13 protein-coding genes are annotated in these 10,288 nt (G+C 66.0%); 6 read left to right on the top strand and 7 right to left on the bottom strand.

The window, feature by feature from the left end; translation table 11 throughout:
• Positions 1–136: 136 nt before the first annotated feature.
• Complete coding sequence (locus KQ297_RS09390; RefSeq protein WP_259739186.1) at positions 137–1,183, bottom strand: class I SAM-dependent methyltransferase; 1,047 nt, start codon at positions 1,181–1,183, stop codon at positions 137–139.
• Positions 1,184–1,208: 25 nt separating this feature from the next.
• Positions 1,209–1,796 carry a carboxymuconolactone decarboxylase family protein gene (locus tag KQ297_RS09385; RefSeq protein ID WP_259739185.1) on the bottom strand — a complete coding sequence of 196 codons (588 nt, stop codon included), beginning with the start codon at positions 1,794–1,796 and terminating at the stop codon, positions 1,209–1,211.
• 195 nt (positions 1,797–1,991) lie between these two features.
• Here KQ297_RS09385 and KQ297_RS09380 point away from each other — a divergent pair, with 195 nt between their 5' ends.
• From KQ297_RS09380 to KQ297_RS09365, 4 genes are all read left to right on the top strand, one after another.
• Positions 1,992–2,651, top strand: coding sequence for a helix-turn-helix domain-containing protein (locus KQ297_RS09380; protein WP_259739184.1), 660 nt, complete (start codon positions 1,992–1,994; stop codon positions 2,649–2,651).
• 174 nt (positions 2,652–2,825) lie between these two features.
• Positions 2,826–2,972, top strand: coding sequence for a hypothetical protein (locus KQ297_RS09375; RefSeq protein WP_259739183.1), 147 nt, complete (start codon positions 2,826–2,828; stop codon positions 2,970–2,972).
• 104 nt (positions 2,973–3,076) lie between these two features.
• Positions 3,077–3,625, top strand: a complete 549-nt coding sequence (locus KQ297_RS09370) for a hypothetical protein (protein WP_259739182.1) — start codon at positions 3,077–3,079, stop codon at positions 3,623–3,625.
• Between the two features lie 46 nt (positions 3,626–3,671).
• Positions 3,672–4,262, top strand: a complete 591-nt coding sequence (locus KQ297_RS09365; protein ID WP_259739181.1) for a YbhB/YbcL family Raf kinase inhibitor-like protein — start codon at positions 3,672–3,674, stop codon at positions 4,260–4,262.
• Here KQ297_RS09365 and KQ297_RS09360 read toward each other — a convergent pair.
• Both KQ297_RS09360 and KQ297_RS09355 read right to left on the bottom strand, forming a co-directional pair.
• Entirely contained in the window at positions 4,259–4,474 is a 216-nt protein-coding gene (locus tag KQ297_RS09360) for a chlorophyll a/b-binding protein (protein WP_259739180.1), read from the bottom strand. The two genes, KQ297_RS09365 and KQ297_RS09360, sit on opposite strands and share 4 nt — an antisense overlap.
• 96 nt (positions 4,475–4,570) lie before the next feature.
• Positions 4,571–4,957, bottom strand: a complete 387-nt coding sequence (locus KQ297_RS09355; protein WP_259739179.1) for a VOC family protein — start codon at positions 4,955–4,957, stop codon at positions 4,571–4,573.
• A gap of 75 nt (positions 4,958–5,032) precedes the next feature.
• On the opposite strand from KQ297_RS09355, the gene KQ297_RS09350 reads away from it, so the two are divergent.
• Positions 5,033–6,094, top strand: coding sequence for a metallophosphoesterase (locus tag KQ297_RS09350; RefSeq protein WP_259739178.1), 1,062 nt, complete (start codon positions 5,033–5,035; stop codon positions 6,092–6,094).
• Here KQ297_RS09350 and KQ297_RS09345 read toward each other — a convergent pair.
• Positions 6,081–7,031, bottom strand: a complete 951-nt coding sequence (locus tag KQ297_RS09345) for an isopenicillin N synthase family oxygenase (RefSeq protein ID WP_259739177.1) — start codon at positions 7,029–7,031, stop codon at positions 6,081–6,083. The genes KQ297_RS09350 and KQ297_RS09345 overlap by 14 nt on opposite strands.
• Before the next feature lie 9 nt (positions 7,032–7,040).
• Positions 7,041–8,237 (bottom strand): class I SAM-dependent methyltransferase, encoded by a 1,197-nt coding sequence (locus KQ297_RS09340; protein ID WP_259739176.1) that lies wholly within the window; start codon positions 8,235–8,237, stop codon positions 7,041–7,043.
• A gap of 47 nt (positions 8,238–8,284) precedes the next feature.
• Here KQ297_RS09340 and KQ297_RS09335 point away from each other — a divergent pair, with 47 nt between their 5' ends.
• The gene (locus KQ297_RS09335) at positions 8,285–9,124 is read left to right on the top strand and encodes a TPM domain-containing protein (protein ID WP_259739175.1); all 840 of its coding nucleotides are present in this window, start codon (positions 8,285–8,287) and stop codon (positions 9,122–9,124) included.
• Positions 9,125–9,142: 18 nt separating this feature from the next.
• Here KQ297_RS09335 and KQ297_RS09330 read toward each other — a convergent pair whose 3' ends face one another.
• Complete coding sequence (locus tag KQ297_RS09330; protein ID WP_259739193.1) at positions 9,143–9,844, bottom strand: glycoside hydrolase family 104 protein; 702 nt, start codon at positions 9,842–9,844, stop codon at positions 9,143–9,145.
• Between the last annotated feature and the right edge of the window lie 444 nt (positions 9,845–10,288).

Raw genomic sequence — 10,288 nt, 5'->3', positions numbered from 1 at the left:
TGGCATGTATCGCCTCTGAGAGGCGCCCCACGCCGCTCATTTCATCGGGACTGAGTTTGGCTACATGCTGAGATGATCACGGCGCAGGCATCTCTGGATCAGAGGCTGGCCCGAGCAATAGCTTTTTCAGGAGGCCCTACTTGCGTGCCTCGAGAATCAGGTTGAACGGCGTTTCAGCGGCGCGGCGCACACTTCTGAAGCCAGCCTCCCGCAACACTTCAGACAATCGTGCCTCGCCGGCCTGGGCGCCAAGGGCCAGCCCGACATCCTGCGATTTGGAACAAGGTGTGCACACCGCCGTTGACGCGGCGTAGTACAGACGACTGACCGGATTGAGATTCTGCTCGACACCGTCCCCTGCCGCCGGCTCCACCAGCAGCAGGGTGCCGTCGTCCTTGAGAGCCTGTCTCGCATGTCGGGCCGCCCCAACAGGGTCGCCCATGTCGTGCAGGCAATCCATGAAGCAGATCAGGTCGAACCCCTGCTCTCCATAGCCCTTTGCACTTGCCAGCTCAAACCGGACACATCCCTGGGATTTCGCGTCAGCGGCGCGCTGGCGTGCTGTTGCGATCGATGACTCGTGGGAGTCGAACCCAACGATGGTGGAGTTGGGGAAGGCCTCGGCCATGACGAGGGTGGAGGCACCATGACCACAACCCACATCGGCCACCTTGCCTCCTGCCGCGAGCTTCTCGGCAACGCCATCGAGGGCGGCGATCCAGCCGGATGCCAGGTGAGCCTTGTAACCCGGACGGAACAGGGATTCACTGCCGCAAAACAACCGATGGTGATGATCACTCCAGGGGATTCCCTCGCCAGTTCTGAAGACCTCGATGACCCGACCCTCGTCCATCCAGAGTGAGGAGGCCACCTCGAGGGCAGGGACCAGAAACAGGGGACTGTCGTCATCAGCGAGCACGGGCACGTGCTCGTCGGGCAGGTTATAACGACGGGTCTCCACGTCATATGCAACGTAGCCGCCGGCGGCCTGATTGTTCAACCATTCACGAACATAGCGCTCGTCGGTGTAGGTCTTCGCAGCGAGTTGCTGTGAACTGATCCAGCCCTCGCCGGCCATGGCCTTGTAGAGCCCGAGCTTATGCCCGATGTTGGTCATGACACCGGAGAAGGCTGCAGCGATGTCGGTGACGACCTGGCCAGCGAAGGTCTCGACATTACTCATGTCAATGTTCATTGGGATTCTCCTTCTAAGCAGCTTTGGGCTGAATTGTTGGCATGGGAATGCGAGGGGCCTGCCACGCGTAAGGCGCGAACACCTCATCCAGAGGGATGCGAATGGCGTTGTTCGTCAGGTTGCTCATGACCTTCACGGTGATACCCAGGATCACCTCGAGAAGCTGTTGCTGCGTATAGCCAGCATTGAGGAACTGCTTGATCTCCGTGCTGGACACCATGCCGCGGGAGCGCAGAAGAGAAAGAGTGAAACGACGCAGGCTCTCCAACCGCGGATCAGGGATCGGCTGACCGTCGCGCAGGGCCTGCACAACGCCCTCATCGACAGCCTGCATGGCGGCGAAGGCACTATGACCGGCCACGCAATAGCTGCAGTGGTTGTCCGCGCTGACGGTGAGCGCGATGAGCTCGCGCTCGGTGGGGCTGAAGGACGTCCTGGCGAACTGGTTGTTCAGAGCAGCAAAGGCCGCCAGTGCCGGCGCCGACTCTGCCAGCACACCAAACAGGTTCGGAATGAAGCCGAGGGAACTCTGCGTAGCTCTGAGCGTGGAAGCAACCGGCTCCGCACAGTCGTGCACGGTATGAATCATCAAGGGTTTCATCGGTAGTCTCCTGTGGGAGATGGTTTGGGATCTTCCGGACCTGCTTGGCCCGGTAACCGGACTCTAAAAACCCGTGGGCGCAGCCACAACGTTGCAGCCTGTAGCAACCAACTACACTTTCTGAAGTAACAACCTACAGTTCAGAAAGTCGACCTCCGAGAGGCGCCTTGCGTGGAGTACGGGCAGTTCTGTCCCGTGGCCAAAGCCACGGAGATCATTGGTGAGAAATGGACCCTTCTCATCATCCGAGAGTTGTTGATGGGTGGAAGCCGCTTCAACGTGTTGCAGCGAGGGTTGAGCCTGATTTCTCCGACCATTCTCACCAAGCGGCTCCACTCCCTTGAGGCGCAGGGGTTGGTGGTCAAAAAGAAGATTCAGGGTCAGCGGGGCTACGAGTACTTCCCAACCACGTCCTGCAAAGAGCTGCTGCCGATCATTCGGCAAATCGGCGATTGGGGGATGCGCTGGGCACGCCAACACCTCACAGACACCGACTATGACGTGGAACTGTTGATGCTCTACCTGCAGCGCAGCGTCGTGCCAGACAACCTGATCGGCCGTGAGACCGTGGTGCGCTTCAAATTCACCGATATTGCTGACATGTCCGACTGGTGGCTTTTGGTCGTGGACGAAGACGTGGACATCTGCGTCAGCGATCCAGGCAAAGACGTCGATGTCTATTTCACCACCAATGTTCGCACCATGGCAGGGATCTGGATGGGGGGTACCACGTACCGAAAGGCGATCGCCTCCGGCGACCTCCAGGTCGCCGGCCTCAAGGCGCTGACGCGTGACATTCCATCATGGTTGGGAAACAGCATCTTTGCTGACATTCCTTCTGCCAGCGAGATCTGATCGGGGCCCGGGAGCCGCGAAGGGCAACAAGGAACGCAGTCGATGGATAGGCCTGGATGCGTTACAAAAAGGCGCCGTGCATTCCAGATCGATACCAGGACGAGTCTCGGTACTGAGGGCTTGGCCGTGCCATGGGCCAATCAATTCCCATACTGAGCTCTCTGCTTCCACGCCATGGCGCCTCTGGCCAACGCCGCATTGATCGAGGCCGCGGCAACAGCTGTGGTGGCCCATGCCGAGGAGCTCACCGAGCTCGATCGGGCGATCGGCGATCGGCGAGGCGAATACCGCAGGCGCCTCCCTGGTGAGCGCCTGCGGTGAGATCGGCATCTGCCTGCGCACCCTCAAGCGCTGGCGCAGGGCCTTGCTGGGTGATGGGGACGGCAGTGGCAGGATGAAGAGTCCTCTGGACTTGATGACTGACCATGACCAAGACCATGACCGATGAGACAACGGCTGAGCTGCTTCAACCGTTTGCAGGTCATTCGCACGCAGGCCGTCAGATCGCTGGCCTTGGACTGGCCGTCGCCAGCGGACTGGTGCTGGCCCTGCCTGGCGCTGGCCTTGCCCAGGCCGCGCCCCGCTGCACCTTCCTCAATCCCATCGGCGGCAACGGCACGACACCGATCGTGGCCAAGTCGGTGAGTCGGGGCAAATTGATCGGCAAGTCGAACTGGAACACCGATTTCATCGTCGACAAGCCTTACACCAGCTACAAGTTCTTTTTCACCGCCAATTCATCCGACCCCGGCGCCAAGTATCCGGTGGAGGGCTTCATGAAATTCAGCGATGGCAGCTCACTGCAGGTGGTGAATGAAACCATGAATCCGCCCATGGGCACCGGCCGCATGTTCGGCCCGTTTCCCGCCGTTGCCGGCAAGCAGGCCAGCCAGATGAACTTCAAAGTGGGGGCCAGCAACGACCCGGGCGCCCTGGGATTCAGCTACCGCATCTCCGTCCAGGGCTGCCTCTGATTCAGGCTTGGGGCGCATAGCCTCAGGCCTGGAAGCTCACCCCTCCATGTTGCCAATCTCCAAACGTGCCTGCCGAATCAGGCGAGCCGCCTGTGCCCTGCTGGCGGTAGTGATCAGTGGCCTGGGGACCGAGGCCCTCGCGAGTGAATTCAGCCTGAGCAGCTCCGACCTGGAGGCCAACGGCAGCATTGGCATGAAGCATGTGTTCAACGGCTTCGGCTGCGAGGGGGAGAACATCTCCCCGGCCCTGAGCTGGAGCCAGCCGCCGCCCCAGACCCAGAGCTTCGCCCTGCTGGTGCACGATCCCGATGCCCCCACCGGGGGCAGTGGCTGGTGGCACTGGCTGATGGTGGACATCCCCGTCAGCAGCTCACGGCTGACAACCGGCGCGGGGCGCAGCAATGGTTCCGGCCTGCCGCCGGGTGCCCGCCAGATCCGCAGCGACTACGGAACCCCTGGCTGGGGCGGACCCTGCCCGCCGGTGGGCAACGCCCCCCACCGCTACACGTTCACCCTGCACGCGCTCAAAGTGAAGACCCTGGAGCTGCCCCCCGACCCCTCAGCCGCCCTGGTGGGCTTCATGGTGAACAGCCAGAGCCTGGGCAAGGCCTCCTTCACCTCCTTCTACGGCCGTTAGCCGAGGTACCAGGCCAGCACGGCCTGCAGCTGGCCGACGATGCCCTTGCCGGTGAGCCCTTCAGCCACGATGGCCGCGCTGAAGCCCAGCATCGCGACGCGACCGTTGAGCAGCTCCACTCCGGCCAGGGCGGTGGTGTTCCAGGGGCGGCTGGTGGTGAGCCCCTCGCCGAATCTCTCCACCGGCTCGTAGCGGAATTCGTTGCTGCTCATCAGATCCTTCGCATCGGTTGGTGCCCACAGGTGGAGGGCGAGCCAGGGTTCTGGCCCGGAGCAGCCTATTGGGGTTCAGCGCACGGGCTGCTGGCCTCAGCAGACCAGCAGCAGCAGCCGGTTTCCCTCCGGATCGTGCAGCCACGCTTCGGCACCGAACGATTCCAGCCGGGGTGCCTCCGGGGCCATGGCCCCCAGAGCCATGGCCTGCTCCACCCAGGCCTGCAGCTGCTGGAGACGATCCGCGGCTGAGCAGGAGCGTTGCAGGCAGAGGGCCAGGCGGCCGGAGCTGCGGGGCTGGGGTCGGCTGGAGGAAGGGGCATAGATCTCCAGCCGGCCACCACCGGGCCAGGCCAACCGCCAGTGCTGCGCCTGGAGCCCCTGCTCGGCGCGGGTGTCGAGCAGGGCGGCATAGAACCCAGCGAGACGATCGGGCTGATCGGCCGCCAGAACCAGGGTGGTGTGAGTCTGGGGCGTGGTCATGCCGGCTGTGCCGAACGGAGAAGCCACTCTGGACCGGTCGCGGCAGCATGGGCCGGTAGCGGCAGCGACGCGCCCATGGCCCCAACCCTGACCCGACGCCAGATCCTCGGCCTGGGTGGCCTGGCCCTGGGGGCTGCCGCCTTCGGCACCTGGCGGGAGCTGCAGGCAGCCCCGGCTGCAGCGGCCGCCACCGGCTTGAGGCTCCCCCCCCGTGGCGATCGGCGCCTGGTGCTGATCAGTGATCTCAATTCCAGCTACGGCTCCACCACCTACATCCCGGAGGTGGGACGAGGGATCGCCCTGATCCCCTCGATGCGCGCCGATCTGGTGGTCTGCGCCGGCGACATGGTGGCCGGGCAGAAGGCGAGCCTGAGCACCGCCCGGCTCAAGGCCATGTGGGCGGGCTTCGATCGCCAGGTGCTCAGGCCCCTGCGGCAGGCAGGGCTGCCCTTCCTGCCGGCGATGGGCAACCACGACGCCTCCAGCAGCCGGGTGGGCGGCCGCTATTCCTTCGAACGCGAGCGGCAGGAGGCCAGCCGCTTCTGGCGTGGCCAGCAGAGGAATCTGGGGCTGACCTTCGAAGACGCTTCCGGCTTTCCCTTCTTCTATTCAGTGCTCCAGGACGACTTGTTCCTGCTGGTGCTCGATGCCTCCTCAGCGCAGATTCCCGCGGAACAGCTGCGCTGGGCGGAGCGGAGCCTGGAGAGCGCTGCGGCCCGTGGGGCGCAGCGGCGGCTGGTGATGGGACACCTTCCCCTGCTGGGAGTGGCCCAGGGACGCGACACCGCCGGCAATGTGGTGGCCAGGGACCGGGAGCTGCGTCAGATCCTGGAGCGCGCCCAGGTGGAGGCCTACATCAGTGGCCATCAGCATGCCTATTACCCCGGGCGGGCCGGACAGCTCGACCTGATCCAGCTGGGGGCCCTCGGCAGCGGTCCGCGCCGGCTGCTTGGCCAGCGCACCGCTCCGTTCCAGACCCTGACCGTGCTCGATTACGACTGGAGCAGCGGCCGCCGCCGGGACAGCACCGTCAACATGCGCACGCTCCAGGCGGTGGATCCCCAGCGACTGCCGCCACGCCTGAGCGACAGGCGCGGGCGCGCTCAGACCCGGAGGTCCTCCGCTACAGGAGGTTGATGCGGTAGAGCACCTCCTCGAGGGCATCCGCGGCCAGCACCCCTGTCAGGCGCTGGGGATTCTCCGGGGTGCAGCAACTGGCCAGGGGCGCCAGCAGGGTGGAGGGCCGGGCATGGCAGAACTGCACCACGCTCAACCTCTCCTCAACGGAATCGGGGGGCGCCACCACCCGGTGCAGGCCGGCGGAGATCAGGCCGTTGCTGAGCCGCTCCAGCATCAGCCCGCTGTTGATGATCACCCGCCCCTCGGGCGGCAGTGCGGGCACCCAGCCGCCGTCCACCTCCACCTCCAGGCCGGCGCCGGTGGACCGGGGCAGAGCGGTGATCAGGTTGATGTCGCCGTGGGCGGCGGCCCAGAGGTGCCCGGGGCCGGGGGCAGCCGCCATGGGCGGGTAACGGATGGCGCGGCTGAGGGTGGGGGCTTCGCTGACCATCTCCTCGAAGAAGCTCTCGGCGGCGCCGAGGCCGAGGGCGACCACCCGCAGGAAGCGCCGCTGCAGATCGGCGAGAGCCCGATGAAAGCGCTGCAGCACATCACTGATGCCCGGCACCACCGCCTCCGGCAGCAGCGGGTCGGGATAGAGCAGGGGATAACGGCGGCGCAAGGGATGGGCGGCCGGGATCGGCGCCGCCCAGTTGAGCATCTCCTTCCAGTCGGCTCGCTCGCTGCCGGCGGCGGTTTCCACCAGCAACCCCGTGTAGCCGGTCTGCCCGGAGGCACCAACAGCCGTGAAGCGTCGCTTGGTGTCTCCATCGAGGGCGAAGAAGCGCTCCAGCATCCCGTAGGAGGTGTCGAGCAGATCGGTAGAGAGATCGCTGCTGGTGTAAACGAAACCGGTGGCCAGGCTGCGCCGCACCCCATCGACCACCGCCCGCCTGCTGCGCGCGTCACCCCGCTCGAAGGCCAGCAGGTCGACATCGAGGATGGTGGACTCCATCAGGGCAAGTTACGTGCCCTTCCCGGGCTCCTGCAGGAACAAGTCCGCGCCGGAGGCCAGCGCCGAGGCGGCCTCTCCTCGGCTGAAGGCCAGCCAGCGGAAGTCGCCGAGGGCAGCGGGATCCACCAGGCGCAGCAGGGCCTCACGCCGGGCCAGCAGCTCCGCCAGACCCTGGGGACCAACGCTCCGGTCGCCCTCGGTGGCGCCGCCCGCCGGCTGCTGCTGCAGCCCATGCAGCCGCTGGGCCAGACCAAGGGCCAGCAGGGCCTCCCCCTGGCGCGTCTGGCCGAGGACCTGCCAGCCGGCGGCGGCGGCGGCCTCCAGCACGCTCTCGAGGCAGAGGTGGGCGGTGAGATCCCACTCACCGGGCTGCAGCAGGGGATCGGAGCTGGCCTGCTGGGCGCGATAGGCCATCAGGGTGCCGTTGCTTCGCTGGGGGGCGTAGTAACGCCAGGCCTCGAGGGCGTAGTCGATCACCAGCAGCCGGCCCTGGGCCAGGGCAGCGCCACAGCCCGCCATCCAGGGGGCCAGCCCGGGATGGAGCTCGCTGCACCAGCCCTCAGGGCGCCGTTGATCGAGGGGCAGAAGTCCCAGGGGCTCCAGTCGCGCCCCATCCTCCGGCTCCAGGGGCTCGCCGGGCTCCAGCCGCAGGGTCCCCTGCTGGAGCGTCACCTGCTGTCGGCACCAGTGGGTCCCGCTGCGCTCGATCCGCTCCACCGACAGGGCATCGAGCACCTCGTGGGCCAGCACCACTCCCCTGAGCGGAGCTGCAGCCATCTCCGCAAAGCCGCTCCAGCGCACCGGCAGGGGGCAGCCCTGCAGGCGCTGCCGCTGGCGTACGGCCATGCCGGCGTTGGGCTCCACCAGCACCAGCTCCAGCCGCTCGGCCAGCTGGGGCCAGCCGGCCATCAGCGCCTCCGCCAGCTGGGCCGCCAGGCTGCCTTCGCCGGGGCCGGCCTCCACCAGGCTCAGGGGTCCGCTGGGAAGCTCCTGCAACCAGCGGGCGATCTGGGGGGCGAGCAGGGCGGCGAAATCAGGGCCGAGGGACGGGGCCGTGGCGAAATCACCCCGGGGGCCGATGCTGAGGCGGCCGGCGCCGTAGGCCCCATGCTCGGGGTCGTGCAGCACCCACTCCATGTAGGTGCGGAAGGGCACGCTGCCGCCGGCCTGGAGCAGACGCTGTTCCAGCCAGGCGGGCAGCGGCACGGGGGGGAGGCGGCTCGGAGAGAATGAAGAGCCACTGAAGCAGCCCCATGCCCCCTGGCGCCAGCTCTTTCCTTCGCACCCTGCTTGGCGTTCTGGCCGCAGCGGTGCTGCTGCTGGTGCCGCTGGGGGGGGCTGCGGGAGGGATGGCCCAGGCCGCCGACAATCCCTCACTCCTGCCCGATCACCCCACCCCCGTGATCGATCTGGCCCGGGCGCTCACCGATGGCCAGCGCTCGAGCCTCGAGCAGCAGCTCGACGAGTTCGAAGCCAGCAGCGGCTGGAAACTGCGGGTGCTCACCCAGTACGAGCGCACCCCCGGTCTGGCGGTGAAGGAGTTCTGGGGACTCGATGAGCGCAGCGTGCTGCTGGTGGCCGATCCCCGCGGCGGCAACCTGCTCAATTTCAACGTGGGCGATGCGCTCTTCGCCCTGATGCCACGCACCTTCTGGGTGGAGCTGCAGACCCGCTTCGGCAACCAGTACTACGTGCGTGACCACGGCGAGGACGGCGCGATCGTGGATGCACTCACGGCAGTGGAAACCTGCCTGGACAGGGGTGGCTGCCAGGTGGTGCCCGGTCTGCCCCAGGAGCAGTGGTTGCTCACCTTCTGCACCTCGGCGCTGGGGGGCCTGATCGTCGGCTTTGCCGGCTATCCCCGCAAACAGGGCGAAGTGGTGGCCTGGAGCTGGGTGCTGCTGCTCTCACCGCTGTGGGTGATGCTCTTCGTGATCTTCGGTCTGGGGCCGGTGGTGACCCGCACCTCGGATTGGCTGCCGGTGCTGCGCAACGGACTGGGATTCCTGGGCAGCGCCGTGGCGGCCTACCTCATCGCCCAGAAAACCGTGGGTCAACCCACCGCTGGAGAAAGTTCCGGCGGTGGCGAGTGAGAGCCAGCCCCCAGGCCTTCAGCGCTCGTCGCCGATCTGCTGGAGGGCACAGCTGAGGCTGTCGTCGTTGCAGGCTGGCTTCACCGGGGGAGCAGCCTGGGCCAGATCGGTGCGGACATTGTCGATCGCCCGCAGGCTGGCCAGGTTGGCCTCGTAGAAGGCCCTGAGCTGGGTGTAGCGCTTGACGGGCTGGCCGTAGAAGCTGCGGCCGGCGAGGGTGGGGAAGGAGGCCCATTCCGGCGCCAGCTTGGCCGCCAGCTGGGGGGTGAAAACGCCGCGATCAGCCAGCGCCAATGCTCCCCGGCGCTGGATCAGGAAGATCGCCGCCTGGTCCTGAACATGGGGGCCGAAGCCTCTGATGCCCAGAGCCCGGGTGGCCATCGACCAGGTGAAGGGCATGAACTGGTAGGCACCGGCGGCGGCACTGGCATAGCGGGCGGTGCGGTTGACCCGATCCGGATGGCGATCCAGGGAGGCCATCAGGCTGCCGCCAAACATGATCCGGTAGCCCAGATCTTCGCCATTGGCCCAGGTGCCTTCCGCGAAGCGGATGGTGTTGAGCAGCGCTCGGCGCTCCGGGGTGATCGCGAAGATCGTGCGCAGCCCCGGCTGATCTCCGGGCCTGGCGATCGCCATGGAACGGGGCTGGCTGGCCGGCGCAGCTCCCTGCAGTCGGATCTCCTCCCAGGCCGTGGCATGGGCGGGGGCGGTCAAGGCCAGAGCCAGCGCCGGCAGGCACAGTCGACGGAAGCAGGAAGCGGGAGAGATCAAGACAGGCAAGGGGTGAGAGGACGAAACATGGTCACGGTCAGACCTGGGTTGATCCCGTGTGGAATCGGCCTGGGACATCGCTGCCCTGCTGGAGGAGCGAAATGGGAGAAAGTTCAGGAAGGCTCTGTACTGCTGAGCGAAGCAAGAACTGTCTGAATGAAAAAAGACTGGTGTTGTGGATCAGCAACCCTGATGGGTGCACTCAGCTTTAGTGATCACTGGGCAACTCAGAAGAAACCGTCGAAGCGATGGAAGAGTACATCTCGGCGGGGTTGGGTTGAGCAGCAATTTGTCGAACGAGCCTTACCGCCGGGATCGCATCAGTGACGGTCGAACAACCGTCCACCAGCTATCAGAATTGCCAGCAAGGTTCACATCACTGTTGAGCACAGG

Source organism: Synechococcus sp. CS-205, from assembly GCF_025128255.1.
Lineage (GTDB): Bacteria > Cyanobacteriota > Cyanobacteriia > PCC-6307 > Cyanobiaceae > Regnicoccus_A.
This window is presented reverse-complemented; position numbering and strand designations above follow the sequence as displayed.

What these genes read in the sequence shown, in the direction of transcription:
- KQ297_RS09345 (WP_259739177.1), bottom strand. Translation starts at nt 7,031, where the DNA reads ATGGAGTCCACCATCCTCGATGTCGACCTGCTGGCCTTCGAGCGGGGT.
- KQ297_RS09390 (WP_259739186.1), bottom strand. Translation starts at nt 1,183, where the DNA reads ATGAGTAATGTCGAGACCTTCGCTGGCCAGGTCGTCACCGACATCGCT.
- KQ297_RS09365 (WP_259739181.1), top strand. Translation starts at nt 3,672, where the DNA reads ATGTTGCCAATCTCCAAACGTGCCTGCCGAATCAGGCGAGCCGCCTGT.
- KQ297_RS09335 (WP_259739175.1), top strand. Translation starts at nt 8,285, where the DNA reads ATGCCCCCTGGCGCCAGCTCTTTCCTTCGCACCCTGCTTGGCGTTCTG.
- KQ297_RS09375 (WP_259739183.1), top strand. Translation starts at nt 2,826, where the DNA reads ATGGCGCCTCTGGCCAACGCCGCATTGATCGAGGCCGCGGCAACAGCT.
- KQ297_RS09355 (WP_259739179.1), bottom strand. Translation starts at nt 4,957, where the DNA reads ATGACCACGCCCCAGACTCACACCACCCTGGTTCTGGCGGCCGATCAG.
- KQ297_RS09385 (WP_259739185.1), bottom strand. Translation starts at nt 1,796, where the DNA reads ATGAAACCCTTGATGATTCATACCGTGCACGACTGTGCGGAGCCGGTT.
- KQ297_RS09350 (WP_259739178.1), top strand. Translation starts at nt 5,033, where the DNA reads ATGGCCCCAACCCTGACCCGACGCCAGATCCTCGGCCTGGGTGGCCTG.
- KQ297_RS09370 (WP_259739182.1), top strand. Translation starts at nt 3,077, where the DNA reads ATGACCAAGACCATGACCGATGAGACAACGGCTGAGCTGCTTCAACCG.
- KQ297_RS09360 (WP_259739180.1), bottom strand. Translation starts at nt 4,474, where the DNA reads ATGAGCAGCAACGAATTCCGCTACGAGCCGGTGGAGAGATTCGGCGAG.